This is a genomic window from Actinoplanes sp. NPDC051513 (genome assembly GCF_044454685.1).
In the GTDB taxonomy this organism is placed as follows: Bacteria; Actinomycetota; Actinomycetes; order Mycobacteriales; family Micromonosporaceae; genus Actinoplanes.
The window spans coordinates 731,090-757,208 of sequence record NZ_JBITDW010000003.1; the positions used below are offsets into that span (position 1 = coordinate 731,090).

30 protein-coding genes are annotated in these 26,119 nt (G+C 69.1%); 19 read left to right on the forward strand and 11 right to left on the reverse strand.

Annotation, left to right across the window (positions count from 1 at the left end; genetic code table 11):
- Positions 1 to 2: 2 nt before the first annotated feature.
- The gene (locus ACIA5D_RS13440) at positions 3 to 803 is read left to right on the forward strand and encodes an alpha/beta hydrolase (RefSeq protein ID WP_396030152.1); all 801 of its coding nucleotides are present in this window, start codon (positions 3 to 5) and stop codon (positions 801 to 803) included.
- Positions 800 to 1,600: an MBL fold metallo-hydrolase gene (locus tag ACIA5D_RS13445; RefSeq protein WP_396030153.1), complete on the forward strand. Its 801-nt coding sequence runs from the start codon at positions 800 to 802 to the stop codon at positions 1,598 to 1,600. The genes ACIA5D_RS13440 and ACIA5D_RS13445 overlap by 4 nt, the downstream gene beginning before the upstream one ends.
- A 213-nt stretch (positions 1,601 to 1,813) precedes the next feature.
- Here the strand turns inward: ACIA5D_RS13445 and ACIA5D_RS13450 are convergent, their stop codons facing one another.
- Complete coding sequence (locus ACIA5D_RS13450; protein WP_396030154.1) at positions 1,814 to 2,947, reverse strand: MFS transporter; 1,134 nt, start codon at positions 2,945 to 2,947, stop codon at positions 1,814 to 1,816.
- Between the two features lie 668 nt (positions 2,948 to 3,615).
- Here ACIA5D_RS13450 and ACIA5D_RS13455 point away from each other — a divergent pair.
- The 7 genes from ACIA5D_RS13455 (at position 3,616) to ACIA5D_RS13485 (ending at position 8,468) form a co-directional block, all read left to right on the forward strand.
- Positions 3,616 to 4,050, forward strand: coding sequence for a hypothetical protein (locus ACIA5D_RS13455; protein ID WP_396030155.1), 435 nt, complete (start codon positions 3,616 to 3,618; stop codon positions 4,048 to 4,050).
- On the forward strand, positions 4,007 to 4,192 hold the full coding sequence (locus ACIA5D_RS13460; RefSeq protein WP_396030156.1) for a hypothetical protein: 186 nt from the start codon (positions 4,007 to 4,009) through the stop codon (positions 4,190 to 4,192). The genes ACIA5D_RS13455 and ACIA5D_RS13460 overlap by 44 nt, the downstream gene beginning before the upstream one ends.
- Positions 4,193 to 4,283: 91 nt before the next feature.
- On the forward strand, positions 4,284 to 5,264 hold the full coding sequence (locus ACIA5D_RS13465) for a zinc-binding dehydrogenase (RefSeq protein WP_396030157.1): 981 nt from the start codon (positions 4,284 to 4,286) through the stop codon (positions 5,262 to 5,264).
- A 312-nt stretch (positions 5,265 to 5,576) separates the two neighbouring features.
- On the forward strand, positions 5,577 to 5,669 hold the full coding sequence (locus tag ACIA5D_RS13470) for a M15 family metallopeptidase (protein WP_396030158.1): 93 nt from the start codon (positions 5,577 to 5,579) through the stop codon (positions 5,667 to 5,669).
- A 74-nt stretch (positions 5,670 to 5,743) separates the two neighbouring features.
- Positions 5,744 to 6,808: a YcaO-like family protein gene (locus tag ACIA5D_RS13475; protein WP_396030159.1), complete on the forward strand. Its 1,065-nt coding sequence runs from the start codon at positions 5,744 to 5,746 to the stop codon at positions 6,806 to 6,808.
- A gap of 146 nt (positions 6,809 to 6,954) precedes the next feature.
- Positions 6,955 to 7,239, forward strand: a complete 285-nt coding sequence (locus ACIA5D_RS13480; protein ID WP_396030160.1) for a hypothetical protein — start codon at positions 6,955 to 6,957, stop codon at positions 7,237 to 7,239.
- Positions 7,236 to 8,468 (forward strand): MFS transporter, encoded by a 1,233-nt coding sequence (locus ACIA5D_RS13485; protein ID WP_396030161.1) that lies wholly within the window; start codon positions 7,236 to 7,238, stop codon positions 8,466 to 8,468. The genes ACIA5D_RS13480 and ACIA5D_RS13485 overlap by 4 nt, the downstream gene beginning before the upstream one ends.
- A gap of 384 nt (positions 8,469 to 8,852) precedes the next feature.
- On the opposite strand, the gene ACIA5D_RS13490 is transcribed toward ACIA5D_RS13485, so the two are convergent.
- Positions 8,853 to 9,053, reverse strand: coding sequence for a hypothetical protein (locus ACIA5D_RS13490; protein ID WP_396030162.1), 201 nt, complete (start codon positions 9,051 to 9,053; stop codon positions 8,853 to 8,855).
- A 130-nt stretch (positions 9,054 to 9,183) separates the two neighbouring features.
- Here ACIA5D_RS13490 and ACIA5D_RS13495 point away from each other — a divergent pair, with 130 nt between their 5' ends.
- The gene (locus tag ACIA5D_RS13495) at positions 9,184 to 9,639 is read left to right on the forward strand and encodes a DNA-3-methyladenine glycosylase family protein (protein ID WP_396030163.1); all 456 of its coding nucleotides are present in this window, start codon (positions 9,184 to 9,186) and stop codon (positions 9,637 to 9,639) included.
- Positions 9,636 to 9,962: a hypothetical protein gene (locus tag ACIA5D_RS13500; RefSeq protein WP_396030164.1), complete on the forward strand. Its 327-nt coding sequence runs from the start codon at positions 9,636 to 9,638 to the stop codon at positions 9,960 to 9,962. The genes ACIA5D_RS13495 and ACIA5D_RS13500 overlap by 4 nt, the downstream gene beginning before the upstream one ends.
- 225 nt (positions 9,963 to 10,187) lie before the next feature.
- Here ACIA5D_RS13500 and ACIA5D_RS13505 read toward each other — a convergent pair whose 3' ends face one another.
- Both ACIA5D_RS13505 and ACIA5D_RS13510 read right to left on the reverse strand, forming a co-directional pair.
- Positions 10,188 to 11,036: an MBL fold metallo-hydrolase gene (locus ACIA5D_RS13505; RefSeq protein ID WP_396030165.1), complete on the reverse strand. Its 849-nt coding sequence runs from the start codon at positions 11,034 to 11,036 to the stop codon at positions 10,188 to 10,190.
- A gap of 26 nt (positions 11,037 to 11,062) precedes the next feature.
- Positions 11,063 to 11,500, reverse strand: a complete 438-nt coding sequence (locus ACIA5D_RS13510; protein WP_396030166.1) for an Rrf2 family transcriptional regulator — start codon at positions 11,498 to 11,500, stop codon at positions 11,063 to 11,065.
- An 862-nt stretch (positions 11,501 to 12,362) separates the two neighbouring features.
- On the opposite strand from ACIA5D_RS13510, the gene ACIA5D_RS13515 reads away from it, so the two are divergent.
- Positions 12,363 to 13,202 carry a class I SAM-dependent methyltransferase gene (locus ACIA5D_RS13515; RefSeq protein ID WP_396030167.1) on the forward strand — a complete coding sequence of 280 codons (840 nt, stop codon included), beginning with the start codon at positions 12,363 to 12,365 and terminating at the stop codon, positions 13,200 to 13,202.
- Here ACIA5D_RS13515 and ACIA5D_RS13520 read toward each other — a convergent pair.
- Positions 13,183 to 13,719: a hypothetical protein gene (locus ACIA5D_RS13520; protein WP_396030168.1), complete on the reverse strand. Its 537-nt coding sequence runs from the start codon at positions 13,717 to 13,719 to the stop codon at positions 13,183 to 13,185. The genes ACIA5D_RS13515 and ACIA5D_RS13520 overlap by 20 nt on opposite strands.
- A 226-nt stretch (positions 13,720 to 13,945) precedes the next feature.
- Entirely contained in the window at positions 13,946 to 14,596 is a 651-nt protein-coding gene (locus ACIA5D_RS13525) for a TetR/AcrR family transcriptional regulator (RefSeq protein ID WP_396030169.1), read from the reverse strand.
- 290 nt (positions 14,597 to 14,886) lie between these two features.
- On the opposite strand from ACIA5D_RS13525, the gene ACIA5D_RS13530 reads away from it, so the two are divergent.
- Both ACIA5D_RS13530 and ACIA5D_RS13535 read left to right on the forward strand, forming a co-directional pair.
- On the forward strand, positions 14,887 to 15,192 hold the full coding sequence (locus ACIA5D_RS13530; protein ID WP_396030170.1) for an antibiotic biosynthesis monooxygenase family protein: 306 nt from the start codon (positions 14,887 to 14,889) through the stop codon (positions 15,190 to 15,192).
- A gap of 93 nt (positions 15,193 to 15,285) precedes the next feature.
- A complete protein-coding gene (locus tag ACIA5D_RS13535; protein ID WP_396030171.1) occupies positions 15,286 to 15,741 on the forward strand; it encodes a hypothetical protein in 456 nt (151 codons plus the stop codon).
- Between the two features lie 472 nt (positions 15,742 to 16,213).
- Here ACIA5D_RS13535 and ACIA5D_RS13540 read toward each other — a convergent pair whose 3' ends face one another.
- From ACIA5D_RS13540 to ACIA5D_RS13550, 3 genes are all read right to left on the reverse strand, one after another.
- Complete coding sequence (locus ACIA5D_RS13540; protein WP_396030172.1) at positions 16,214 to 17,311, reverse strand: PQQ-binding-like beta-propeller repeat protein; 1,098 nt, start codon at positions 17,309 to 17,311, stop codon at positions 16,214 to 16,216.
- Between the two features lie 372 nt (positions 17,312 to 17,683).
- A complete protein-coding gene (locus ACIA5D_RS13545) occupies positions 17,684 to 17,851 on the reverse strand; it encodes a hypothetical protein (RefSeq protein WP_396030173.1) in 168 nt (55 codons plus the stop codon).
- A gap of 563 nt (positions 17,852 to 18,414) precedes the next feature.
- Positions 18,415 to 20,331 (reverse strand): transketolase, encoded by a 1,917-nt coding sequence (locus ACIA5D_RS13550; protein ID WP_396030174.1) that lies wholly within the window; start codon positions 20,329 to 20,331, stop codon positions 18,415 to 18,417.
- A gap of 168 nt (positions 20,332 to 20,499) precedes the next feature.
- On the opposite strand from ACIA5D_RS13550, the gene ACIA5D_RS13555 reads away from it, so the two are divergent.
- The 3 genes from ACIA5D_RS13555 to ACIA5D_RS13565 all read left to right on the forward strand — a co-directional run bounded on the left by ACIA5D_RS13555 (position 20,500) and on the right by ACIA5D_RS13565 (position 22,888).
- On the forward strand, positions 20,500 to 21,498 hold the full coding sequence (locus tag ACIA5D_RS13555) for a hypothetical protein (protein ID WP_396030175.1): 999 nt from the start codon (positions 20,500 to 20,502) through the stop codon (positions 21,496 to 21,498).
- Between the two features lie 341 nt (positions 21,499 to 21,839).
- Positions 21,840 to 21,986, forward strand: a complete 147-nt coding sequence (locus ACIA5D_RS13560; protein WP_396030176.1) for a hypothetical protein — start codon at positions 21,840 to 21,842, stop codon at positions 21,984 to 21,986.
- On the forward strand, positions 21,986 to 22,888 hold the full coding sequence (locus tag ACIA5D_RS13565) for a hypothetical protein (RefSeq protein WP_396030177.1): 903 nt from the start codon (positions 21,986 to 21,988) through the stop codon (positions 22,886 to 22,888). Before ACIA5D_RS13560 ends, ACIA5D_RS13565 begins: the two co-directional genes overlap by 1 nt.
- A gap of 604 nt (positions 22,889 to 23,492) precedes the next feature.
- Here the strand turns inward: ACIA5D_RS13565 and ACIA5D_RS13570 are convergent.
- Both ACIA5D_RS13570 and ACIA5D_RS13575 read right to left on the reverse strand, forming a co-directional pair.
- The gene (locus tag ACIA5D_RS13570; protein WP_396030178.1) at positions 23,493 to 24,170 is read right to left on the reverse strand and encodes a cytochrome b/b6 domain-containing protein; all 678 of its coding nucleotides are present in this window, start codon (positions 24,168 to 24,170) and stop codon (positions 23,493 to 23,495) included.
- Positions 24,160 to 24,447, reverse strand: a complete 288-nt coding sequence (locus ACIA5D_RS13575; RefSeq protein WP_396030179.1) for a hypothetical protein — start codon at positions 24,445 to 24,447, stop codon at positions 24,160 to 24,162. Before ACIA5D_RS13575 ends, ACIA5D_RS13570 begins: the two co-directional genes overlap by 11 nt.
- An 82-nt stretch (positions 24,448 to 24,529) precedes the next feature.
- On the opposite strand from ACIA5D_RS13575, the gene ACIA5D_RS13580 reads away from it, so the two are divergent.
- Together ACIA5D_RS13580 and ACIA5D_RS13585 are read left to right on the forward strand one after the other, a co-directional pair.
- Positions 24,530 to 25,240, forward strand: a complete 711-nt coding sequence (locus tag ACIA5D_RS13580; protein ID WP_396030180.1) for an RNA polymerase sigma factor — start codon at positions 24,530 to 24,532, stop codon at positions 25,238 to 25,240.
- Complete coding sequence (locus ACIA5D_RS13585; protein ID WP_396030181.1) at positions 25,233 to 25,928, forward strand: anti-sigma factor family protein; 696 nt, start codon at positions 25,233 to 25,235, stop codon at positions 25,926 to 25,928. Before ACIA5D_RS13580 ends, ACIA5D_RS13585 begins: the two co-directional genes overlap by 8 nt.
- The last annotated feature ends 191 nt before the right edge of the window (positions 25,929 to 26,119 follow it).

Consider the following 26,119-nt stretch of genomic DNA (forward strand, 5'->3'; position numbering starts at 1 on the left):
TCGTGACCGGAACTCCCGACACCATCGTCCTCGTCCACGGCTTCTGGGTGACCCCGCGCAGCTGGGAACACTGGATCACCCACTACGAGAAGAAAGGCTTCCGCGTCCTCGCCCCCGGCTATCCGGGCTTCGAGGTCGAAGTCGAGGCGCTCAACGCCAACCCGGACATCATCACCGCCGTCACCGTTCCCGGCATCATCGCCAAGTTCGAGGCTCAGATCGCGGCGCTACCGGAACCGCCGATCATCATCGGGCACTCGGCCGGCGGCGCGTTCACCCAGGTTCTGCTCGACCACGGCTACGGCGCCGCCGGCGTGGCCATGAACTCGGCACCCACCGAAGGCGTCCGCGTCGTGCCGCTTTCCCAGGTCAAGTCGACGCTCCCGGTCCTCAAGTCACCGGCCAACCGGCACAAGGCGGTCGGCCTGAGCCTGGACGAGTGGAAGTACGCCTTCACCAACACCTTCAGCGACGAGGAATCAAAGGCGCTGTACGAGCGTTACCACATCCCCGCCAACGGCGGGATCCTGTGGGGCAGCGTGCTCGCCAACTTCCAGCCCGGCCACCAGGACACCTGGGTCGACTACCACAACGACAACCGGGCGCCGCTGCTGTTCATCTCCGGCAGCGAGGACCACATCATGCCCCCGTCGGTACAGCGCTCCAACGCCGGCCACTACAAATCGAACACCATCACCGAGCACATCGAGTACGAGGGCTACGCACACCTGCTCCCCGCCCAGAAGGGCTGGGAGGAGATCGCCGACCACGCCCTCGACTGGGCCCTGCGCCACGCCCGATGAGCCCGGCGCCGCAGGTCCGCATCACGCACATCGGCGGACCCACCACACTGCTCGAGATCGGCGGATGGCGGCTGCTGACCGACCCGACGTTCGACCCGCCCGGCCGCCGGTACGACTTCGGCTGGGGCACCTCGTCGAAGAAGGTGACCGGCCCGGCGGTGCCGCCGGCGGCGCTCGGCCCGATCGACGCCGTGCTGCTCACCCACGACCACCACGGTGACAACCTCGACGACCTCGGCCGTACGCTGCTGCCCAGCGCCCGGAGGGTGCTCACCACCACGGCCGGCGCCCGGCGGCTCGGCGGCGCCGCACGAGGACTCGAACCGTGGGCCACCACCGTCCTCAGCCACAAGGGCCGGCCCACGATCGAGGTCACCGCGACGCCGGCCCGGCACGGCCCGCCCCTGAGCCAGCCGATCGTCGGCGACGTCATCGGCTTCGCGCTGCGGTGGGACGGCCAGCACCACGGCCAGCTGTGGATCTCCGGCGACACGGTCCTGTACCACGGCATCCGCACCATTGCCGAGCGGCTCCGCATCGGCACCGCCATGCTCCATCTCGGCGGCGTCCGATTCCCGATCACCGGACCCATCCGCTACACGATGACCGGCCGCCATGCGGTCCGGATCTGCCAAGCGATCCGGCCACACACCACCATTCCCGTCCACTACGAAGGGTGGAGACACTTCCAGCAACCCCGGGAGGAGATCGAACGCGAGTTCGCCGGCGCTGCCGACGACATCAGAGGCAGCGTCCGGTGGCTCACGATCGGCGCGGCCACCGACGTCACCGTCTGAGTCATCGATCTCGGCCGTCCCGCCGCATCGGCATCGGCGGGGCGGCAGGGGGTTACGGTACGGGCTGCTCGCTTGCCCGCCGCGGGCGAGGAGAATGCTGGTCGTGCAGGCTGCGCCGATGTGATGTCTCGGTGAGCGCCCAGGCACACGAGACGCTGAGGATCGCCAACACCGCCATCATGGCGCCGACGGCCATGGCACCGAACGAGTCCGTCAGCACCGGGGCGAGCAGAGGGGCACGGCGCCGCCGATGATGCCACCGAGATTGAACCCGACTCCCGCTCCCGTGTAGCGATAGCGCGTGGCGAACAGCTCGGGAAGGAAGGCGCCGACCGGCCCGAATGCCAGGCCGTTGAGGGCGAACGCGCCGGCGAGCCCCAGCCCGAACGCGAGCGGACTTCCGGTGGTGAGCAAGGGGAAGAGAGTCAGCGACCAGACGAACGCGAGACCACCGGTCGCGATGATGATCGTGCGCCGGCCGTACCGGTCGGAGAGCCTGGCGCCCAGGAGGACGAAGATTGCCACCACGGCAGCGGCGACGATCCCGAGTGCGAGAACGGTCCGCCGTTCGATCCCCAGGGTCGCGGTGCCGTAGGCCGTCAAGTAGGTGGAGCCGATGTAGAAAAGCGCGAACACGACACCGGTCAGCCCACCGCAGAGCAGCACCTCACGCCACTGCTCGCGAACGACACCGGCGAACGGCGACGTACGAGGGGTGGTGTCCGCCGCGCGGAAGACCGGAGTCTCCGCGATGGTGCCCCGCGCCCATAGGCCTAGCAGCACGAGGAGCGCGCTCGCGATGAAGGGAATGCGCCAGCCGTACGAGAGGAAGGCCTCGTCGCTGTTGTGGATGACGGCGTCGGTGGCCAGGAATGTCGCGCTGGACAGGCCGAAGCCGATCGCGCCGCCCCACTGCGGGAAGACGGCGTAGCGCCCCCGGCGGCCGTTCGGGGCGTACTCCGCTGTCAGCAGGTTGGCACCTGCCCACTCACCGCCGAGGGCGAGGCCCTGCAGAAAGCGCAGGACCACCAGGGCGACCGGGGCAGCGGCGCCGATCGCGGCCGCGGACGGAAGCAACCCGATCGCGACTGTGGACAGGCCCATCATCAGCAGCGTGGTGACGAGGGTGCCCTTGCGTCCCCATCGATCGCCGTAATGCCCGAAGACAACCGCACCCAGCGGCCGGGCGACAAAGGCGACGGCGGACGTGGCGAAGGATGCCACGGTGCCCGTGACTTCCCCGAGAGCCGGAAAGAAGATGTGGGAGAAGACCAGCGCGGCGGCCGTGCCGTAGATGAAGAAGTCGTAGTACTCGATCGTCGTGCCGATGAATCCGGCAATCGCCACTCGCCTCAACGAGCTCCGGTCTGCCTGCGGTGTACGGCTCACGAGAAGCGCACCTTCCTGAACGGGCCTGCCTGTTCCGCCGTCGGCTCGGCATCCGGCCGGCCGCGGGGAGACAGCGGACCGCACGCACCTGGTCACCCCCTCGACGGCGTCAGGGACCGCCTCCATCGCGAAAGTAGCTACGGGCCCGATCATGATCAATACGACGGCCGAACATTCCGAGCCGTCATTCGGCCCTTCGCCGCCGCCGATGTGTTGACCAGCTCGAATGCCGAACGGCCCCGGGCTCCTAGCACTCCAGCCGGGGATTGTGATCACGGCTCGATCAGGGCATGTCTGGAGCGCGAGGTGTTGCGCCCGAATACCGGCCGAATACCCGGTCAGACGAAGAGGAAGACTGACGTACCCGCAGCGAGGAACCGTGAATGCTCGAGTCGCTCGGCGTCGTGCCTGTCGGCGCCGGCAGTTCGGCGATCGGGCCGGCGCTTCAAATGCTCGCCAGGTGCAGCGGGCGGCGAACGTGAACGACGATCGTGTAGTAGTTCGAGCGCGAGGAATCGTGCCAGCCGCGGGTTGCGGCCAGGCGCCGTGACGGCACCCGACCGAAGATCGCGGTCTGGACACCCCAGCAACTGGCCACATTCCTGACCGCGGTCGCCGACGACGAGTTGTACGGCCTGTGGTGGCTGGCCGGCCTGCGCGGGCTACGCCGCGGGGAGCTCGTCGGACTGCGCTGGGTCGACGTCGACCTGGCCAACGCCACCCTCACCGTGACCCGAGCCCTGGTCGAGTTGCCCGGCGTCGTCGCCGAATCCGAACCCAAAACCGCCGCCGGCAACCGAACGATCACCCTCGACCCCGCGACCGTCACGGTCCTCGCCGATCACCGGCGGCGGCAACAGCGCATGTACGACGATCACGGAACAGCCGCCGGGGACACCGGCTTCGTGTTCGCCTGGCCCGACGGGCGACCGATCCGGCCAGGCTGGCTAACTCACCGCTTCACCGCCCGTGCTGGAGTCCGGCTGCTCGTGGCGCAAGCTACCCGCCTCGTTCCCGGTGCACTGGCGTACCACGCACCGCCGGTTCGCTCAGTGGGTTGAGGCCGGGGTGATGACCGCTGTGCACGGGGGGCGTATTCGAGGTCCTCGGGGCGGCCGGGCAGATCGACTGGTCGCGCGCCAGCATCGACAGCATGCACGTACGGGCGGTCAAAAGGGGAAGACCGGCTATCGGCGGTGGTGACGTTGGGTTTACCCGAGTTCGCATCTTGACCTCAACCAAGGTTCAGCTTGAACACTGGCCGGGATGCTGTCTCACGTGAGGGGTGCTACCCATGCGCGCAATCCAGGTGGCTGCGTTCGGCGGTCCGGAGGTGCTGTCGCCCGCAGAACTGCCCGACCCGGTGCCCGGACCCGGCCAGGTTGTCGTAGGCATGGCCGCAGCGGACGTTATTTTCCTCGACACCCTGCTGCGCAGCGGCTGGGGGCAGGACTTCTTCCCACGGACGTTGCCCTACGTGCCCGGTGGTGGCGGAGCGGGCGCGGTGGTGGAGACCGGCGACGGGGTGGACCCGACATGGATCGGTCAGCAGGTGGTCGTACGGACCAGCACCGGTTACGCCGAACGCGTCCTCGCTGACGTCGAGGAGATCACGCCGGTGCCCGATGGCCTAGCTATCGAGGCGGCCGCGGCGCTGGTGCATGACGGCGTGACCGCGCTCAGCCTGGACCGGCTGGGCAAGCCGGAGAAGGGGGAATGGGTGCTGGTTTCGGCGGCTGCCGGGGGAGCCGGATCACTGCTGGTGCAGCTAGCTGTCGATGCCGGAGCGCGGGTAGCGGCCGCCGCGTCCAGCAACGTCAAACTGTCACTGGCCCGCCGGTTGGGCGCGGAGGTCGCCATCGACTACACGCAGCCGGACTGGGTCGGCCGAGTGCGCGAGGCGACCGGTGGCGGGGCCGCGTTGGTCTACGACGGGGCGGGTGGTCCACTCGGCACGCTTACCTTGGACGCGGTGGCCAAGGACGGCCGGTTCGTCACCTACGGCACTTCCGATGGCTTCGCTGCCCCGGACTCCGAGTTGGCCACCCGCCGCGGCATACGGGTGTTCGCACCGCTCCTGGACGGCCCACCGGACCAGGAGACCGTACGCGAACTGTTGGACCTGGCACTGAAACGGGCCGCGGAGGGACGCCTGCACCCGACGATCGGCGCTACCTACCCACTGGAACGGGCCGCTGCCGCCCACCGCGCATTGGCCGCTCGCTCTACGGTCGGAAAGTCACTGCTGCTGGTCGGCCGCCAAACGCCCAGCTGAATTCGCGGCGGATGCCGATGGCACATCGGATCGGCACACCAAATTCTTCGGGCGGGCCTCGACTCCGGCGGCGTTGGCGGGGACCGCTTCGCTCAACGCGCCACCGACCGGGGACGGCAACACCACCGCCGACTTCGCCTGCTGCCCGGTACGGGGTCAGAAGGCCTGGTCGCAGCACGCCTGCGGGCTGGCGGTGGACGTCAACCCATTCCGGAACCCGTAACACAAGGGGAGGGTCGTGCTCCCGGAACTGGCCACGTCCTACCTCGATCGCGGCAACGTCCAGCCCAGCATGATCTTCCCGAGCGGCCCGTGGTGAAGGCGTTCGCCGGCATCGGCTGGAAATGGTGCGGCGACTACCACTCCCTGGAGGACTACATGCACTTCTCCGCCAACGGCGGCTGATCGGACCTTGACACTGTGGACCCGGCGCTGGGAGAGTTCCCCGGCCTTGCTGCCGTCCCGAACGGGAGGACCGCTTGCCGTTCCGCTCCGTGTCGCCGCTGCGCGCCGTCGACACCGCGATCGCGGAAGTTGCCCGCCTGGGTCTGACCGCCCGGGTGCGGTCGGTCGGGCCGCGGCACGCGTCCACCACCGAGGTCGAGCTCGCCCGGCGGGGCCGGCACGTGTCGGTCGGCTGGGGCAAGGGTTCCGGCGACCAGGCCGTGGCGAGCGCCTGGTTCGAGGCCCTCGAGCGCTACCTGATGTCGGCCGCCGAGAACCGCCGCTGGCAGCCCGACGGCCCGATCCTGCGGCCGGCGTGCGAGGTTGCCGCGCAGCCCGCACTTTCCGCCGACCAGGTCGTGCAGCGCTGGGCTGCGGAGTTCCCGTCCGCGGTAGCCGCGTGCGCGACGTTGACGGGCGGCGTGTGCTACCCGGTGTTCCTCCTGGACCCGCGCTACTTCCGGTCGCCGGTCGCCGGCGACGACGTTCGCCCCTACCGCGGCCTGCTGCGCTACTCCTCCAGCCTGGGCACCGCGGCGGGCGCCACCGTCGCCGAGGCCACCTATCACGGGCTCTGCGAGCTGTTCGAGCACGACGGTGTCAGCCATGCACTGCTGCGCTGGTATGTCGCGGTCCGGCCCGACGCCGCCGAGGTGCCGCCGTCCGCGCTGCCGGAAGGCCTGGCCGAACGGCATGCCGCGGCCGAGCGGGCGACCGGCGGGCCGGTCCGCCTGCTGGACGTCACGACCGACCTCGACGTGCCCGTCTACCTCGCGGTCGCCGCCGGCGACGTGCCCCGGGTGGGCGCGGGCTCGTCGGCCTGGGCGAGCGATGCCGCCGCGCGGGCGCTGGACGAGGTGATCCAATCCTGCGCGCAGTCGCCGGAGCGCGTGGCGGGCGCCGCCGCCAGGCTGGCCGGGTGGCCGGCGCTGGCGCGGTGCGTGCGGCTGCCGCTCGATGAGCTGCGGATCCGTTCGGTGTCGCTGCGAGCCGACCCCGGCACCGACTCGGTTGCACACGGCCTCGCGCAGGTGAGCGGCGCACTCGCCGCACACGGTCTGGCGCACCACGTCGGCGAGATCGCGCCGGCCGGGTCTTGATCGCCGTGACCACCACCATCGCTCCCGGCCTGGAGCGCTTCAGCACGGTGCGGCACGGCGACCCGGTTCTGCCGACCGGGCGCGGCTGGCACCTGTGGCCGTCGCCGGTGGCGAGGGCTTGACCAGAACACAGGAGAGGAAAAGACATGCGAAACCTCGCAGTGAAGGCCTCGGGGGCAAGCAGCGTCTCGCCGTGCTTCCGCCCGGTGGACGCCCCGGACGAGATGCGCCACCGTGACCCCAACGTCAACGCCTGCTTCCACCCGGACGACGACACGCAGGAGCTGCGCCACCGCGACCCCAACGTCAACTCGTGCTTCCACCCGGACGACGGCGACGTCAACTCCTGCTTCCACCCCGGTCACGACGGCCTCGACCTCAGGCTGACCGGCCTCGAGGAGCAGCACCTGGCCGCTCTCTCGGTCCGATGATCACGGTCGGCGTCGAACGGCGCCAGCTGTTCGGCGCCGACTTCACCCGCTGGTACGCCAGCCGGTCGATCTCGGTGGCCGGCACCGCCGCGAGCGCGGTCGCCCTTCCCCTGCTCGTCTACCGGACCAGCGCGTCGCCGACCCTCACCGCCGCGGTGGTCGGCCTCGAGGCGCTGCCCTACCTGCTGTTCGGCCTGTTCGCCGGAGCGGCGGCGGACCGGCTCAACCGCCGGCGCATGATGGTCGGCGCCGACCTGGCCTGCGCGCTGATGCTGGCCAGCGTGCCGGTCGCCGACCTGCTCGGCGTGCTCACCGTGTGGCACGTGCTGGCAGTCGCCGCCGGAGTCGGCTGCGGCTTCTGCTGGTTCGACTCGGCGGCCTGGGGCGCGTTCTTCCGGATCGTCGGCAAGTCCGGGGTGACCCGGGCCAACAGCATCGTCTGGACGACCGAGGTGATTCTGGGCATCGCCGCACCGGCCGCCGCCGGCCTGCTCGCCGCGGCGGCCGGCCCGACTACCGTCCTAGCCGTTGACGCCTCCACCTACCTGGTCTCGGCGGCGTTGCTGGCCGGCTTGCGGACCGACCTGGCCACCGCGGCACCGGGCAACCGCCGGCGGCTGTGGGCCGAGATCGCCGAGGGGTGGCGGTTCCTGTGGGGCATGCCGGTCGTGCGGACGCTGGTGCTCGCCGGGTTCGGCCTCAACCTGGCCGTCGGCGGTGTACTCGGCCTGCTCGTGGTGCACGCCGACCGGGCGCTCGGGATAGACCCGGCAGACCGGCGGACCGGTCTGCTCTACGCCGCCGGCGCGGTGGGCTCGCTGATCGCAGCGCTGGCCCTGCCCCGGGCCGCCCGCCGCTTCGGCCAGGGCGCCGTGTCGATCGGCAGCTTCGCGGTCTTCGTGCTGGCCATCGCCTGGCTAGCCGGGACCGCCACGTTCATCGGGGCGCTGGCGGCCTGGACGGTCTGGTCGGTGGCGCGGCTGGCGGTCAACGCGAACGGCATCACCGTGCGGCAGCTCCTGATCCCGGACGAGCTCCAGGGCCGGGTCAACACCACCGGCCGGATGGTGGCGTGGGGCGGGACGCCTTTCGGCGCGCTGCTCGGCGGCATGGCGGCCGGCGCGTACGGGGTCCGAGTCGCCTACCTGCTGCTGGCCGTCCCGGCCGCGATCGGTCTCGTGGCCCTGCTCGCCTCCCCGGTCCGCGGCCTGCGCCTGCCGGTCGACTGATCGGGGGAGTCACCCTACGCGCCGTATTCGAGCCAACCGACTTGGTCGTTCGTGAGCGACACCGACAAGGCCGCGGTTCGGCCGCCCCGAACTGGTCGAGCGGCGAGGTTTCCGGCCAGGAACATCCATCCGGACGCGAATCCGGGCGGGTTGACCATGCCACGCTTTTCTGTTCGGCATGGGGTTCGAGACGCGGTTCTGCATTAGCGGTTGGGAGATTCAGATCCGAACGGCGAGTGGTCCGTCCCCGTTGGGCGCAGATGCACCGACTCATCCATGAAAGCCCTCCCGGAAGCGATCACCCAAGCGAGTGCGACAGCGCACGAACGGCGGCAGATCGGTGCGCCGCAAGGTGCAGGCAACGCCGTGCGAGCGCCGACCGACCTACGCCTTGGAGTCGGGCGACTTGCGCAGCCAAAGGTAGACGCCGGCCAGGGCGCTTACCGCTCCGAGGAGGACGATGGCTGTCTCCATGACGCCGGGGATGTCGTCCATGAAGGGGAAGGCACGGGAACCGGCCAGCGCGAGGAAGGCGACCAGAAGCAGGACGACGGCAACCGAGCGATGCGGAGTCACGAACACCATTGGATCATCCCGAGTCGAACGGGCCGATGGCCAAGCGCCTCCGACGCCCCCGGCCACTCGCCGTCGCGAACGCTCGGCGGCAGATCCGGATGCGCGGCGTCGCCCGATCTTCCCGGGCGAGGCGGTCGCCGTGGTGCTGTTCGACCGGCTCGTGGCCGCCGCGGGAGGCGAACCGACCGCCGCCGACATCGTCGGCCTCGGCCCGGACCGGCTGCACTCGCTGGGCCTTTCCGGCGCCAAGTCGGCGGCCATGGTCGACGTCGCCCGCCGCCAGGTCTCGGGGCACTTCGACATCGAGAACCTCGACGCCCTCGACGACGAGGCGGTCGTCGCCGCGCTGACGGCGGCACGCGGCGTGGGACGGTGGACCGCCGAGATGTTCCTGCTGCACCAACTGCGCCGGCCCGACATCCTCCCGGCCGGCGACCTCGGCATTCGCCACGCGATACAACAGGGGTGGCCGCAACCCAGGGTGCCGGCGGAGGAGCAGGCGCGCCAGTTCGGGGCCAGATGGTCACCGCGGCGGTCGTACGCCACAGCGCTGCTCTGGGCCTCCCTGCCACCCCGGCATCCCTCCAAGCCGTGACCGCAACCGGCAAGCCTCCGTACCGGGTCACCCCGAACGCGTTCGGGATGCCCTTCGGCCTCTGTGGCCTCGCGCAATGCTGGTCCACCGCGCACGCGACGACCGGGATACCCCGATGGCCGGCGGACACGCCGTGGATCATCTCGGCGTGCGTTTGGCTTGCCACCCTGATCTGGTACGCCGGGAACGTCCTGCGCGCTGGACGGCTGCGCACCGAACTGAAGGATCGGGCGCTGGCCGATCCGACATTCGTCCAAGACCACCTCGACGCGATCCTGGCCGCCAACCGAGCCGTACAGTGGTTTGGGCTCAAGACGCCCTGAGACGGGCCGACTTGCACATCCGGTGGGCCGTTACCGCAGACCTCCCAGCGGCCGTGGCCCTTGAACGAGCCGTTCTCGACGCCCTGGCAGTATCACCGCTTTGGAACCGCGCCCGATAGTGACCCTCAGCGCGGCCATGAGAGTAAGCCGAGCTGCGGCCCGATGAGCAGGTCGCCGCCGAGCACGCGGGCTTGGTTGGGCTGACCTCGGCGCTGACGTGAGCCGCTACGCCGGTTTGGCGGCTTTGGCGCCGCCCCACAGGGCGCCCGGGTTGGCGCGGCGCGGGTAAAGCGCGAGCATCCGGTCGTATAGGTCCTGCGCGGTCCGGGAGTCGTCCGCGACCGCGGTGAAGCTGCGCAGATAGGCGGCTGTCTCAGCCAAGATCTTCGGGTCGTCGGCCGCGTCGGGCTTCTTGTGCCCCGCGACGACCGCGACCGGGTCGAGGCCGGCGAGCCGCTCGGCGGTCTGCGCCCACTGTTCGCGAGTCTCCCGCGTCGTTTCGGCCGTGTACTGGTGGGTGTCGTTGTAGGCGACATCGCCGGCGACGACCAGGCGGAGGTCGGGAACCCACAGCGACGTGGAGTCGGCGGTGTCGGTGAACCCGGTCTCGATCACCTGCAGCTGGTGGCCCTCGAGCTCGAACTGGTGGCCGTCGAGTGCCTCCGGGTAGACGATTTCCGGGATCTGGCCGGGGAACAGCTTTCCCCAGAACCCGTCGCGCCACTTGGGCTCACCCTGGGTGAGCGCTCTCGCCGCGGATCCCGCTGCGGCGATCGCCTTCGCGGCCGGGAACGCCGCCAAGAGTTGACCGATCCCGAAGAAGTGGTCACCGTGGCCGTGGGTGATGAAGATGTACGTCAAATTGCGGTCGAACGACTTCACCCAGTCCACCAGTTCGGCGTTCTGGTCTATTGATGTGTAGGTGTCGACCAGGGCCGCGTCGTGTTCGCCGTAGATCAGCGTGGCGCTGTTGACCACCCATTGCAGGTCCTCCGGCCCGTGGGGCAGATCCCTGGTGAGGCCCTGCCGGGTTGCGGTGCGCACGGCGTATGTGAAATTGCTGTTGTTGGTCATCGATATCTCCTTGTCGTGTCGCCGAGTCAGGCGCCGCTGACGGTGAGCGTGTCCCGGAGGACGTCGGCGAGGCGAGTGCCGGCCAGCTCGCGACGGATCGCGTCGTCCACTCGGGCATAGATGGGTGTGAGCGCTGGGCGGATGCCGCGGGCGATGGGGCAGGAGGCGCTGGGTTCGTTGCGGTGCAGCGCGAACGCCGCCTCCGGACCGAGCGCCTCGTTGATGTCCCACAGGCTGATGTCCTCCGGGGTCCTTGCCAGACGCCATCCGGCGCTCGGGCCGCGCTGCGTCTCGATCAGGCCGGCCTTGGCCATCTCGCTCATCAGCCGCCGGATCACTACCGGGTTGGTCGCCACGCTGTTCGCGATCTGGTCCGATGTTGCGAACTTGCCGCCCAGGCGCTCGTTGAGGGCCATCCACGCGAGGGCGTGGGTGGCGATCGTCAACTTGCTGTTGGCACTCACGGCAACAACTGTAACTAAGTCAGTTACATTGCCAAACCCGATCTTGGAGCCGCGCTGTGACCGGAACACCGCCAGGCCGCAGCAGGGGCAACGCCCTCGGCGGCGCAGGCGATAGGCGAGGGCGACCGCGCCGAGGGCTCCTCCCCACACCGCTCAGAGGAGCCCGGAGACGAACACTCTCCAGGTGCCGGCCGTGAGATCCGTCCGTCCGTGGCCGGACTCGTTTCCCGCGCAGGCAGAGGATCTAAGGTGGGTTCTGAACGCCCGCGCAAGACTCGCGCTGGAACTTCTGCCGGCTGCCGAGGGCATCACCCAACCGGCGGCAAACGACCAGTGAGCCGCCGCGAGCGCATCGCGGCATGTTAGTGCGCCGGGCACCGCAGCAAGTGGGTGCCTTGCAGCCAGTATCTCGTCTCCTTGGTTGTCGCGAGAACGGTCCTGGTGTGCCGGTCGTCGACGGGGTAGGGAGTCGTTCCCGGGGCGGGTTTTGTGTGGGATGCGGCTGGCGCCGAGTAACGGCCTACGGCCCGTGCCGGGTAATGCGGTCAGCTCTGGGCTACCGGAGGGGTGACCGCCTTCGCGATGACCAACCTCCAGGAGCGCGGCCAGCTGTGTGCCTCCGGCGGGAGTAGCCAGGTGAGCCCGTCAGTCGTATCGATCATGCGTCTCAGACTGCCCGGCCGAGTTCGTCGAACACGATTGCGAGACGCAGAGTCAGCTGCATCTTCGCGGTGGGCGGCGGTGCGCTCCGAAACGCAGGTCGTGCCGCGCTATAGGTCTATCGTGCAGGTGAACACGGGGTGGTTTGAGCAAGGTGAGCGCATGATGATCGGCAACAGACCAGCGTGGGGAGGTGCCGGCCGTGACCGTGCGCGACCATTTCGAGCGGGTAGCCGCCGATTACGATTCGCTGCGCACCACCGACGAGGCGCCGGTGCGCGCGATCCGCCAGTTCCTGGCGGACCGCCCCGTCACCGGCCTCGACATCGGCTGTGGGACGGGACGGTACTCGCGGCTGCTGCGCGGGCTGCTGCCGGACGGCTCGCTGCTCGTCGCGGGCGACGTTTCGGCGGCGATGCTGGCAGAGCTCAAGGCCGGCGACCACGGCCACGCCGTTCGGATGGTGCCGCTGCGGTCAACCGCCGAGGAGCTGCCGGTGCGGGCCGCCAGCCTTGACCTGGTCACCGCGTTCAACTGCGTTCACCACTTCGACCTCCGTCGCTTCCTGACCGCCGTCGCCCGGGTGCTGCAGCCCGACGGCCAGCTGTTCATCTATACCCGCACCCCGCAGCAGAACGCGCGCACGGTGTGGGGCCGCTACTTCCCGGGCTTCACCGAGCACGAGCAGCGCCTGCACAGCGGGGCCGTGTTCCGGGACGCCGTCCGGCGGACCGCCGGGCTCACGGTGGTCGCAACACAGACCTTCAAGCATCCCCGCTCGAGCACCGTCGAGCGGCTTAGGGCCCAGGCCGAGGGGCGGCACTACTCGACGTTCTCCCTCTACCCGCCGGACGAGTTGCGCGCGTCCATCGCGACGTTCCTGGCCCGCCTGCCCAGCCCCGAGGTCACCTGGATTGACGAGCACCTCCTGATCGTCATCAGCGTTAGCCACCGCAACCAGGTGCAGCCTGATCATTCGAGCAAGGCTGCGGCGCGGGCGATGACGGATCAGGCCTTTCAGATCAGCGCCGAACGCGGGTGAGGCTGCCAGCGCGTAGCTGTTCGCGTACCAGGTCGGTGAACTCCTCGGTGGTGATTTCCCTGCACCGCTCAGCTTCCTCGGCGGTGTCGGCGTCGAACGCCGGATCTTGGCCCGCACGGGCGAGTTCTTCGTTGGCGTACTCGGAGTACAGCAGATGGCAGGACGCGATTCCGGCGAGCAGATGCTGCAGCAAGTCACGGGCCGGGCGGCGCGGATCAAGCACCGTGGCGCGCACCGGCACGGCCACCAGCATCGCCGCCCGCTGATCGGCAGGAAGCCGCTGTACCAACTCCTCGAAACGGGCGCGCTCGGCCACCACCGCCGGTAGATTGGCGATCTCGCCAGTGCTGGCCGCGACCGCTACCCGCAGCAGGTCCATCACCGCCCGCCGCGCAGGAACACCAGGGTCTTCGATCTTTTCCACCATCAACGCTGGTACCGCCACGGACACGGCCTGGATGTCGTCGGCCTCCGCGAACACCCTGGCCGGCGTGCAGCCCGCGACCTGCGCCGCCACGACCGCCGCGGCTGTCAGCCAATGCGCGGCGGCAACACGCCGCCGCCGGATCGACGGTGGCGGACAACAGCCCGCTACCCAGCGGATCCGCCCGCAACATCTCGTCGGCAACAGCCACCTGCAGCGGCGAGACGTCCAGCCGGTCCAGCGCCACGGCCTGCACCGCCCGCCCGTCGCCGAAGTGGCCGTCCCCGTCACCGCAAACACTTGCCGCGACGCGGTGGGGCTACCGGGAGGCCGGGTGCTCGGTCTGCTCGGCAAGCAGTTCGCGGGTAAGGGCCTCGGTCCACCATTGCTCGACGCGGTTGGGTGACCAGCCACGCTCGGTCGTGAGGGTGGTGTAGACGTCGATGTTGCACAGGCCCGCATAGATGTCGGCAGCGCACTGTATGTCCACGCCGCGCCGGAGGATGCCGGCCGACCAGGAGGAGAATACCTGGAGGCGGGTTTCGTCGGCTCGTCGGCGCGCACCGTGATAGGCCGCGGACAGTTGGGGTTCGGTGCGGCCGGCCTCACGCATCAGCATGATGACGTCGCTGGCGCGTTCGAACAGTCGGCGGTCGAAAGCCGTCAGCGCCGCCAACTGCCGCGCCGGACCGGCCAACGCCTCCAGATCGGCGATCAGTTGGGGCACGTCGGCGGACAGGTCGGCCGCGTCGGCCAGCGCCAGCGCGAGCCCGGTCTTGTTCTGGTACGCCGCGTAGACGGTGGGCACGGAGACGCCGGCCTCGCGCGCCACGTCCCGGATGCTCGTCGCCGCCCAGCCATGGGAGATGAAGAGCCGGCGGGCGGTGCGGGCGATCTCGGCCCGCGTCTCCTGCGCCTGCGCGGTGCGGCGTAGCGAGTCGTAGCGGCGTCGGCCTGCCTCTGCGCTCATGCCTTGCCCTTTCTGTTTTCCGGAGCCTATATTAAATATAGACTCCGGAAAGCGGAAGCAGACGGGAGGTTCACCCGGGTCCGCGGGCTCGCGGCCGGGCTCTGGGCAACGCACGATGCGCTGTTCACGCTCAACGGAACGTTCCTGGCACTTGGTCTTGTCGGCCTGTCTACGGCCTGGTATTGATCCGCCGCCCACTTGCCTGCGACCGCCCGCTTGCCGCAGGGGGGAGTGCTTGAAGGACAAGCGGCGGCCGGAGCGCCCGCCCCACCACACAGAGGAGGCCACGAGTGGTGCAGCCAGTGACATGGATCAACATCTTCGAGGTCCCCGCGGACCGAGCGGAGGAGTTCTCCGCCATCTGGCGTGACGTCTTCGCCCCACACTTCAGCGCGAAGCCAGGCTTTGTGAGCTACCGGATGCATCAGGCGACCTCGCCCGATGCGCGCTTCCGCTTCGTCAACGTCACGCTATGGGAATCGGCCGAGCACATCGCCGCGGCGCACGACGAGCGATTCCGCGAGCTCTTGTCCCATCCGGCGCTGAACGAGATCACCGCACATCCTGGAATCTACGAGGTCATTTCCGAGGGCTAAGGCGGTCCACATTGGACCTCGGCGCAGCCGTCAAGGTTCTCTGTAGCGTGGCGGCCGGCCACTCGGCGAACTGCTGTGGCATTGGAGGTCGAGATGGAGTGGCTGCTGCTCGCGGTAGTTGTATTCAACGGGATACTGGCGGGGCTGTCGGTAGACAAGGTGGTGGTGCAGTTGCCCGCCCGGCGCCGTATGGGCGTGGTCGCCTATGCGCACTACGCGCGGGCGGCCGACCTCGGCAACGGCACAGCGCTGTACTCGGTGACCGGCGTCGGCGCCGCCCTGTTGACCATTGTGACGGGCGTGGCCGCATCCGCCAATGACGCATCCACGACCGTGCGGTTCCTGCTGATCAGCGCAGCCGCCCTGTCGGTCCTGCACAGCGCCGCGACTGCGGTCGCGGCGCCGGCGATGTTTCGGGTCGGGGAAAGCCCGGACACCGAAGCTGACCTCGCGCCACTGTTGTCCCGGTTCACGTACGCCTCCGCAGTGCGCACCGTACTGCAGGTCGCCACGTTCGCCCTGGTTGCGTTCGCCGCCACGGTCGGCTGAAACGACGTCGGCCGACGAGGCGGACACCCGGGGCCAACGGCACACCAGGAACCCTCGGCCGCGAGTTGAGGGTTCGTACGCAGTCGATTTGTCCGCCGTATAGGACTCGAACCTGCAACCCGCGGATTAAGAGGTGGTCGATGCGACGAGTCGAAGATCAAGCCGTCTCACCAACTTGAGGCACCGCAGGCCACGGACCTGCTGATGCCTCGTGATCGACGAGACAGGACACGAACGTCCGCACGGAGCGGCCAAGGCTGGAGTTGATGGCCAGAGTACGGCTGCTGCATCTGGAGAACGCGGTGCTGCGTTCGATTCTGTCGGGCTGCGCGAAGCAGCGCTGGCGTGCGGCGGCTGGAGCGCCGAACGGTCGCGGCTCGCGAGCGGGTCCTCAACGGGTTCGTCGCGTAATCCAACGGGTAACCCTGACGGTGGAGCGCGGGCTTCGTGGACGAAAGGTCCGCGGCCCCGCTCAGGCGGGCGCACCGAGGGCGGTCAGGGTGCCGTCGAATGACAGCACGATCAGGTGGCCGGCGGCGATGCCGAAGGTCCTTATGGTGGGCAGCGTCGTCGCGAGTTCGGGGCGCTCCGGGCGGTCCGGGTGCACGACGAAGATCTGGCCGCGGTCGTCGGCGAACAGCAGGCGGCCGTCGGCGCTGCGCAGGGTGCGGTTCGCGTAGACCGTACCGCAGCCGGGCGCGGCGAAACGGACGTCCGTGGTTACTCGGCCCTGCGTGAGATCAACCGTGGACCAGCCGTGCTCATCGCCGATGTGCAGCGTCCCGCTCGCGTCCAAGGCGAACGCGTCGCGGGACTCGCGCGGCAATGCCACGGCGCCCACCGAGCGCCCGTCCTCGGTGGCGAAGCCGAGGAGGCGGTTGTCCATCCATCCGGCCTGTACCCACAGCACGCCATTCACCACCGCGAGCATGTGCGAGCCGCGCGGCAGGGCGTGCGGGCGGCTCCAGCGATCCTCGCCCGTCTTCACGTCCAGCGACGCCAGCTCGCCCTTCAGGCCGGTCAGGCCCTCGTACGAGCCCTCGCTGATCAACTGGTCGCCGACGGGCATCGGCACGCTCAGGGTGCGCCCGCTGGTCCACACGACCGCGCCGGTGCTCTTGTCGATCAGCTCGGTTCGGCCCCAGGCCTCGCCGTCGTCCTCCGACGACACCAGCTGGCCGCCGGGCAGCGACACCACGCTGACGTCGCGCTGTGATCGCTGGCTGGGCCAGACCGGCGTGGGCTCGGCGCCAGGGACCAGGCGGTACACCGTGCCGGCCGTGTCGACGGCCAGCAGGCCGCCGGGCACCGATCCGCCGCAGACGCGGACCGGTACCGGCCACAGGTCCGCGCCGGGCTCCAGCCGCGGTGCGTCCGCGCCGACGCTCAGCACGCCGTGTGCCGGCGCCGTGACCAGCGCGCCGCCGCCCACCGTGTCCAAGCGGATGTCCGGCGTGTTGAACCCGGTCAGACGCGCCTGCCACGCCACGCCGAGCGTCGCGGCCAGCGGCCGGTCGACAACCGTCCTGTCCATGGCGAACTTCGGTACCGCGATGATGTCGGCCTGCATCAATGCATATTAGAGCTGGACGGCTACCCCCGGAAGATCGATCCCGCAGGCGCACAAGAGCCCGACGCTGGCTGCGGGAACTGATCTGCCGATGACAATGCGTGTGATCTTGGCGACGAGCACATGGAGCGGGCTCAGCGGAATCCCAGGCTCGCACGCCGCCGGCAGATCCGGGTCAGCGCCCAGGATTGCGGAGAGCCTTGGGGCAGTCGCCCGGCGACTCGCCGGGGAGCGTGTGCACCTCGACGACCTCGCGGGATTCGCTTCGGCCCGGATTGCATACCTCGTCGAGCGGGCCCATCAAGGGACCGCCGATGCCGCTGCGCTGAATTCCGTGCCGGCCACGCGTTCTGGCCTGGCGTAGCCGCCGTCTCATCGGGCGTGGGCTTTCGCCGCCTCGATCGGCAGCGACGGTACCTCGCCGGCCCGTGTGCCGTTCCACAGCGTGGCCGGCTTGCGGCGGTAGCGACCAGCCAGGAGCTTGATCAGGATGAAGTCCGCGGCCACGTCGGCGAACGCGCCGAGGTGGATCGTCGTCACGGCGATCCCGCAGCGCCGGAAGATGTCGTGGCCGCTTCCGCTTGCGGCGGATCGTGCGGCGGCGAGCAGGCCACGCCGGGCCTGGCTTCCCGGGAGCGTGAGCCATGCTTACCGTCCTCGCCCAATACCGCACAACTGAGACCGATGGCCGCTCGGTGCCCGACGTCCTGAGCCGGCACGCTGCGGCGAGCTCAGCCGAGCCCGGATGCAGTAGTGGTCCGATGGCCTCATCGCGCTTCCACAGTGCGTGCCGTATTGCGCGGCCACGCGGTGGCACGTCGCGGCGAACGGCGGCGGTTGGCTGACCAGCCAACATCACACGATGGACCCTGAACCAGCCATCATCGGCAACATGAAGCCTGATACGCCTGCCAGATTCGATGGATCGCGTCAGAAGAGTTGTCGAAGGTGGGATTTCGCCCGTTCAGCAAGGCGTTGAAGCAGTCCGCGTACTCGTCGACGTACCAAATGCCCTCGGCGCGTCGGGTCCTGATAAAGCCGTGTGCCGGGCTCGGTCGGCACGTGCTGTCGCCTTGTTCTCTGATCCGTTGCTCGAAAGATTGTTACCGGTTGGTGAGTAGGTTCTTTGCGGCTGTGGTGATGTGGTTGGCGTCGATGCCGGCCCAGGCGAGGAGTTCGTCGCCGGTTCCGGAGCCGGGCATGTCGCGGACGGCGAGGTGGGTGATGTGCAGCCCGGTGATGCCGTCGGTGGTGAGGCTGTCGATGACGGCGGAGCCGAGGCCGCCTTCAGGGTGGTGGTCTTCGGCGATGACGATCCGTCCTGCGGTGGCGTCGGCCGCGGCGGCGAGTGTGGTGCTGTCGATGGGTTTGATGGAGTAGGCGTCGATGACGCGGGCGGTGATGCCTTGGTGGGCGAGGGTGTCGGCGGCGGCTAGTGCGGCGTGCAGGGTGACACCGGCGCCGATGAGCGTGACCTGGTCGTGGTCGGTTTCGCGGAGGGTTTTGGAGCTGCCGATGGCGAAGGTTTCGCCGTCGGGGTAGAGGACGGGGTAGCTGCCGCGGGTGGTGCGGAGATAGCTGATGCCGGGCGTGGTGGCCATGGCGCTGGTGAGGGCGACGGTGCAGGTGGCATCGGCGGGGTAGAGCACGGTGGAGCCGTGCACGGCTCGGATCATAGCGAGATCTTCAAGGGCCATCTGTGAGGGGCCGTCAGCGCCGATCTCGATGCCGGCGTGGGAGCCGACTAGGCGTAGGCCGACGCCGCTGATGGCGCCCATGCGGATGAAATCGTAGGCGCGGGTGAGGAACGCAGCGAAGGTGGAGGCGTACGGGCGGTAGCCGCGTACGGCCAGGCCGGTGGCGGCGGCGACCATCTGCTGTTCGGCGATGAACATTTCGAAGTAGCGGTCGGGGTACGCCTTGGCGAATTCGGACGCGTAGGTGGAGTTGCTGACCTCGCCGTCGAGGGCAACCACTTTCGGGTCGCGGGCGCCGAGGACGACCAAGGCGTCGCCGTAGGCTTTGCGGGTGGCGACCTTCGCACCTACCTCGTAGGTGGCTGGAGTCGCCGGCGCAACAGTCTGGGTGGTGTGCGGCTGTGCCGCCCGGTCGTCGGCCGGTGCGGCGCGGTGGCCGTCGCCGCCGTCGTGCGGGAGTAGTCCGCGCAGGGTGAGATGGCGTTCGCCGCCGAGCCCGGCGATCGCGCGTTCGGCCATGTCGGGCGGGAGGGGCTTGCCGTGCCAGTCGGGGCTGTCCTCAACCTCCGAGAAGCCCTTGCCCTTGACGGTCTTGGCCAGGATCACGGTGGGCTTGTCGTCGCTTTGCGCGGCGGCGGTGAAGGCGTGGTCGATCGCCGTGAGGTCGTGGCCGTCGACGGTCAGCACACGGGCGCCGAAGGCTTCGGCGCGGGCCTTGTATGCGTCGAGGTTCCAGCCGAGTTCGGTCTCGCCGCGCTGTCCGAGCCGGTTGACGTCGACGATCGCGACCAGGTTGGACAGCTGATAGTAGGACGCCTTGTCCAGGGCTTCCCAGATCGAGCCCTCCGCGAACTCGCTGTCACCGCAGAGCACCCAGACGTGGTAGGGCTTCTTGTCGAGGTATTTGCCGGCCAGGGCCACGCCGACACCGTCGGGCAGTCCCTGGCCGAGGGAACCGGTGGCCACGTCGACCCACGGCAGCACCGGGGTGGGGTGGCCTTGCAGCCGCTGGCCGAAGCGGCGGTAGCCGGTCATCAGCTCCTCGTCGGAGATCACGCCGACGGCCCTGAACACCGAGTACACCAGCGGGGATGCGTGCCCTTTGGAGTAGATCAAGTGGTCGTTGCGGGCGTCGTGCGGGTTGTCCCAGTCGTAGCGCAGGTGCCGGGTAACGAGCACGGCGAGCAGGTCAGCGGCGGACATGCTGGAGGTGGGGTGCCCGGAGCCGACGCTGGTGGACGAGCGAATGGAGTCGACCCGTAGCTGGGCGGCGAGCTGCGCGATGGTTGCCAGGTCGACGTCCGCAGAGGTGGTCGTGGTCATCACATCTTCCTTCGCGACGGAGATGGGGATCGTTGGTGGGGTTACCCGCCTGGGCGGGCGGGTAACGGCCGGGGCCGGGCTGTAGGCCGTAGACACCTCTCGCTGGTGGTGATGGCGTCGGCTGCGGCCCGGGTTGCGGCCATGGTCGGATCGGGTGACGCTGGCGACGTGAACGACCTCGATCTGCGTATCGCCGCCGGCGAGTACGACACCACTCGGGCCTTGTTCGACGGCTCGGTCACCGTCAACGGAGTCCGTTCGGTACACGTATCGACGGCAGCGACGCTGCCGGAGATCTTCCAGGCTCTGCTTCGAGGTGACGTGGACGTGTGCGAGTTCGGGCTGACGTTTTACCTACGCACCTTGGACATCGACGCGTCGTTCGTCGCGATTCCGGCGTTCCCGAACCGGGTATTCCGACACTCGTGTGTCTTCGTCCACGCCGACAGCGGCATCACCCAGCCGAGCGACCTGACCGGCCGGAGCATCGGTGAGTTCGGCATCTACGGGCAAGACTCCGGCGTGTGGGCCAAGGGCATCCTGATGGACGAGTACGGGTTCCGGCCCGAGCAGGACCGCTGGGTGATCGGCGGTCTCGACCACCCCATGCCACCATTCGAGTTCACCACGCATCCGCACCCGGACAACGTCGAGGTGACCGCCGTACCGGCCGGCAAGACACTCAGCGGCATGCTGGAAACGGGCGAGATCGACGCGTTGTTCACCGCCAACGTCCCGCAGCCTGTCCTCGACGGCTCGCCGGCCATCCGCCGGCTGTTCCCCGACCACGAACCAATCGAGCGCGACTACTACCGGCGCACCGGGATCTTCCCCATGATGCACGTCATCGCCGCGCCACGTGACGTGCTCGCGGCCAACCCCGGGCTCGATCGCGCCGTGTACCGCGCGTTTCTCCAGGCCAAGGACGCCGCCGCCCAGCAATACTGTGACAGCCGCCGGCTCTACCAGGTGCACCACATGCTGCCGTGGACAAACGCACTTTTCGACCGCAACGACCGGCTGCTGCCGCACGACTGGTGGCCCTACGGGGTATCCGCCAACCACAAGGCTCTGGACACCTACCTGCGCTACCACCACGAGCAGGGCCTGTCCACCCGCCGCTGGACGATCGAGAAAATCTTCGCCCCGGACCTGCTCGAGACATGATCCGGCCAGCAGCCAACCGAACACCCGCAGCGCTGGCCGCCGCGGGCACCCCGATCTCCGCGCAGAGCGTCTGGCGGATCCTCGAGGCCGAGGGCCTGCCCCGCCTGCCGCACCGTGACGACACCAGCCGAGGCAGTCCCACCGCCTGGAAACCATCCAGGCCGCACCGCTGGCGAGCTGGCCCGAGCAGGGCACTGATCTTCCCTGCGACCACGCAGGTCTGCTCCTGCTGACCCCGGCATCGTCGACCTCAACCTCCACCACCTGATCGACTCCTGCGGCTACCCGGCCACGAGCAGCCTGTCGGCCTGGCACTCGATCGGAACACTGCTGCTGGCCAAATGCGCCCGCCGCCCCGGGCCCACCACATCGACGCGCTGACCGACGACCAGGGCCTGGCGTTCACCCTCGGCCTGACCACGCTGCCGAAGGCCACCCACCTGGCACCTACTCCTACTGGGTGCACTGTGCCTCGAATCAGCGCCTGATGTCCGGATTCATCGCCGCGCTGCGGCCCCTTCGGCCTGGCCAGCGGACCGCCGGGTTCAACGTGGACTTCCACGCCATCCGCCACCACGGCACCAACGCGATCCTGGAAAGCCACTACGTGCGCAAACGCTCACAGCGCACCCGGGCCGTGCTGACCTTCTTCGCCCAGGACCACGCCTCGGCCGAGATGGTCTACGCCAACGCCGACATCACCAAAGCCCAACAGTCCCGCGAGATCCTCGCCTTCGCCGATTACTGGCACCAGGCCACCGGCGCCCACCCCGGGCTGCTGGTCTTCGACTCCCAACGGACCACCTATACGGTGCTCGACGAACTGACCGGTCAGGGCATCACCTGGCTCACCCTGCGCATGCGAGGCAAAGCCGAACTCGCCCGGCTGGCCGCGCTGCCCGCCTGCGACTGGCGCACCGTGCGCATCGAACGCCCCGGCCGCTACCGCCACCCACCTCGACGCCCTGTCCTGCGGCCTACCCCTGAACGTCGACCTGGACACCACCCTGACCGTCATCGCCGGCAACCTCTACCGGCTCCTGGCCAGACGCCTGCCTCGCTACGACACGGCCACCCCGGACAAGATCTGGCGGCACTTCCTCGACGCGATGGGCACCTTGCACATCACCACCGGCACCGTCACCTGCGCCCTGAATCTGCGCAGCTACCACCGAGTCCTCATCGACGCCGGCTTCGACGAACTGGAAATCCCGATCCCGTGGTGGGACGACCGCAAACTCCGCTTCACGTTCCCACCACGCTGATCCCCTCAACGAAGATCAAACCTCAACCCAAATCTGTTACGGGGAATCGAGGCCAACACGTAGGGGGTGCGGGATCTTCAGCTCCCGCAGCCGCAGCTGCCTCGACAGACGAGCTCGCCGCGTAGCCGGAAATGGCGCGCGTGCGGAAAGGGGCGTCCAGCTCTGCGATCACCGGTCCTCGCCGGCCGCCGACGTAACTGGTGGATGCCGGCATGTGCGCGTGGCCACAGCGTCCAGCCCAGGTCGCCGCCATGCTGTTGATCGTTCGGTCAAATCAAGCTCGGCGGCTACAACGTCTGGCTGCGTGGCTACAACCCGCTAGTCGCGGTGCTGTCCACACACTGCTGTCGGGGCCAGTGATCCCGCCACGAGGCTTGCGCGCGGGGTAACGCTGGCTTCGCCCGGCGCGGCGGGCATGATCGCCGAGGCGATCACCACCGCTAGTGCCTGCGAATCGGCGGCGGTTGTCAGGGGCCGCGGACCCGTCCGCTACTCAATTTGGTGGAGCCGGTCGCTGGCGGATACCCAATGGTGGGGTTTCGAGTATGTTCCGGACGTCGAACCGTAGCCGGGTCAGGAGCCCTAGCAGTTTGGCCAGGTCGGCGATTTCTGACTGGCATGTGGGACAGATTTGCACGTGGCGGTGCACCTCGCGCCATTCCGATGGCTCGAGGGCCGCGAGCAGGTAGGCCGGGACGGAGATTTCGTACGGGCAAGGCGGCGGTGTGATCATTTGCGGGGTCCCTCGTTACGGTCCAGCCAGCCGGGCCACAGCCGGCGGGCGACGTGGGCGGGGAGCCGGCCGCCGAGGTGCATTGCACGCCATGCACCGCGGTAGCCGGGCAGCACGCCGGAGGCGACGAGGATGTGGCCGAGCAGAATCGGGGTGATCGCGTACGTGGCCCACTTGTGCACCTGGTCGAGCCAGACGAAGGTGGCTCCGCCGTCGATCTGGGTCAGCCACACGCCGGTGCCGGCCAGGATCAGCAGCAGGACCAGCACGGCGAGGTTCATGATGCGTTGTCCCGGGTCGAAGTGCCCGTCGTGACGCGGGAAGCGGCCGGTGAACACGGCGACTGGCCAGCGGGCGAACCAGCGCATGTCGCGGCGGCCGAGCCGGACTGAGTCGGTGAGCAGGGTGCGCACCGCCCGACGGCCGAGGGCAGCGCCGAGGGCGGCCAGGCCCAGCAATGCCCAGCCGGCGTACTGGTGCAGGCTTGTGTCGGCCTGGCCGGTGATTCTCGCGAGCGGGCTGGGCTGTCCCTCGCGGCCGGCGAGCAGCCACCAGCCGGTTGCGAGGAGCAGCAGCACGAGTAGGTAGGTCCCTGCGTGGAACCACCGGGTCCGGCGGTTGTTGCGCTCGACATAGCGCCCGGTGCCGGTGTCGGTCTCGGGGTCAGTAGCCATAGCCGCCTCCGTCGTCGGGCGGGTTCGACGAGGCCGCCGGCGCCGGTGCGCCGGGGCTGGTCACCGCGATCGTCTCCTGCGCCTCGGCGCCGGCCGCGGAGTGGTTGGCGTTGCGGAGGGAGGCGTGGATCACGTGCTGGCCTGGGGGGAGCCGGCCGGACTCGACCTGCACGTGGTCGGCCTCCACCACCTGGTAGTCGTTGGCGTTGTCGTCGAACCACACGTGGATGTGGTGTTTGCCGGAAGCTTGGGTACCGAGGGACTCGCTGGCCTCCACCCGTACCGTGAACGAGGCGCCGACGGAGGCGCCGTCGGCCGGTTCGACGATCTTCAGGCTTGGGCCGCTATCACCTCCGCCTGTGCCTGACGCGCTGCCTGCGCTGCAGCCGGCAGCCATGAAGAGGATTGCGGACACAACCGCGATCAATTTGTTACGCATACCGGTTCTACGGGATCGTGGCGGCGATGAGATTGCGGCCGCCGCAATCCCGTGGGCGCTCGGCACCGTAGTACTTGGTATGAGCCTGTCCGACGATGCGTTGCTCGCCGGTTTGGTGGCGGGCGACCCGGAGGCCGCTGCCGCGTTCGTGCGCCGGTTCCAGGCGCGTGTCTACGGGATGGCGTTGGTCGTCGTCGGCGTGCCCGCGCAGGCGGAGGAGATCGCTCAGGAAACGTTCGTCCGTGCCTGGCGCCATGGCGGCACGTACGATCCGCGGCGCGCGCGGGTGGCCACCTGGCTGCTCACCATCGCCCGCAACGCAGCGGTGGATGTGTTACGGCTGCGCCGTGACGTGCCGGTGGAACCGGATGCGCTGGTCGCGGTGTTGTCCACGGCCGGCGACGCGGATGGGGATGCCGAGGACGACCGGGTGGCGGACGCGATTCGGGTCCGGCGCGCGCTGCGGCAGCTGCCTCGCGACCAGGCGACCGCGGTGGTGATGTCGGTCTTCTACGGGCTGACCGCCGCGGAGATCGCGGCTCACGATCAAATCCCGCTCGGTACCGCAAAGACCCGCATCCGCGCCGGGTTGGCGAGGCTACGCGATCAGTTGGGGGTGGACCATGGTTGACCGGGATGCCTGCGCGGAGGTGGCCGACCTGTTGCCGGAGGTGGCCACCGGCGCGGTTTCCGGCACCGACCGTGCCCGGGTGTTGCGCCACCTGGCCGGCTGCACGCGATGCCGGGGCGAGCTGTCCGAGCTGGCCCGCACCGCGGACGAATTACTGCCGTTGATTCCCGAGCGCGAGCCGCCGGCCAGCTTCGAGGCAGCTGTGCTGGCTCGGCTGGCTCCGCCCGCGCCGGCGGCAACCGTTCACCGCCGCAGGCCGGTGTGGCGCCGGGCCGCGATACAGGTCGCCGCGGTCTTGCTTGCCGCCGTGGTTGCGGCGGGCCTGACATGGTGGCGCACCTCGCCCAACCGGCACCTGGCCGACGAGTACCGCCGGACACTGGCGATCGGTGACGGCAGCTACCTTCGCGCCGCACCGGTCACGAATGGAACCGAAGTCGTCGGGCACCTGTATGCGTATCAAGGCCGCCCGTCATGGATCTACGTCACCATCACGAATGCGCCGGCACCAGGGACCTACCAAGCTCGGCTGACTGCAAAAGACGGCCGGCAATGGGACATGGGGCAGTGCGTGGTCGCCAAACGATACTGCGGCACCGGTAACACCATCACCATTCCCGTCGATCAGATCAGCGCGGTGCGGATGGAACTGTCCGGTGGACACGAAATGGTGGCCCAACTCCCGTGAATTCCGAACCGGAAGGTATCGGGGCTTACCCCCGGATCTTGGACACGGGGTTTATGCGGCTTGGGCCAGCGTAGCTGGTGCCGTTCGGATGCTGTTCTCGTAGGCGTTCGGGGATTGCTGTCCGAGCCGGGAATGGCGCCGGACGGTGTTGTAGCGGTGCAGCCACCGGAACGAGGCCAGCCGTGCCTCCC

Bases quoted from the DNA above. Each gene is read 5' to 3' on its own strand.
- ACIA5D_RS13445 (WP_396030153.1), top strand. From the start codon at position 800: ATGAGCCCGGCGCCGCAGGTCCGCATCACGCACATCGGCGGACCCACC.
- ACIA5D_RS13465 (WP_396030157.1), top strand. From the start codon at position 4,284: ATGCGCGCAATCCAGGTGGCTGCGTTCGGCGGTCCGGAGGTGCTGTCG.
- ACIA5D_RS13480 (WP_396030160.1), top strand. From the start codon at position 6,955: ATGCGAAACCTCGCAGTGAAGGCCTCGGGGGCAAGCAGCGTCTCGCCG.
- ACIA5D_RS13485 (WP_396030161.1), top strand. From the start codon at position 7,236: ATGATCACGGTCGGCGTCGAACGGCGCCAGCTGTTCGGCGCCGACTTC.
- ACIA5D_RS13490 (WP_396030162.1), bottom strand. From the start codon at position 9,053: ATGGTGTTCGTGACTCCGCATCGCTCGGTTGCCGTCGTCCTGCTTCTG.
- ACIA5D_RS13505 (WP_396030165.1), bottom strand. From the start codon at position 11,036: ATGACCAACAACAGCAATTTCACATACGCCGTGCGCACCGCAACCCGG.
- ACIA5D_RS13525 (WP_396030169.1), bottom strand. From the start codon at position 14,596: ATGAGCGCAGAGGCAGGCCGACGCCGCTACGACTCGCTACGCCGCACC.
- ACIA5D_RS13535 (WP_396030171.1), top strand. From the start codon at position 15,286: ATGGAGTGGCTGCTGCTCGCGGTAGTTGTATTCAACGGGATACTGGCG.
- ACIA5D_RS13540 (WP_396030172.1), bottom strand. From the start codon at position 17,311: ATGCAGGCCGACATCATCGCGGTACCGAAGTTCGCCATGGACAGGACG.
- ACIA5D_RS13550 (WP_396030174.1), bottom strand. From the start codon at position 20,331: ATGACCACGACCACCTCTGCGGACGTCGACCTGGCAACCATCGCGCAG.
- ACIA5D_RS13560 (WP_396030176.1), top strand. From the start codon at position 21,840: ATGCGCCCGCCGCCCCGGGCCCACCACATCGACGCGCTGACCGACGAC.
- ACIA5D_RS13565 (WP_396030177.1), top strand. From the start codon at position 21,986: ATGTCCGGATTCATCGCCGCGCTGCGGCCCCTTCGGCCTGGCCAGCGG.
- ACIA5D_RS13570 (WP_396030178.1), bottom strand. From the start codon at position 24,170: ATGGCTACTGACCCCGAGACCGACACCGGCACCGGGCGCTATGTCGAG.
- ACIA5D_RS13585 (WP_396030181.1), top strand. From the start codon at position 25,233: ATGGTTGACCGGGATGCCTGCGCGGAGGTGGCCGACCTGTTGCCGGAG.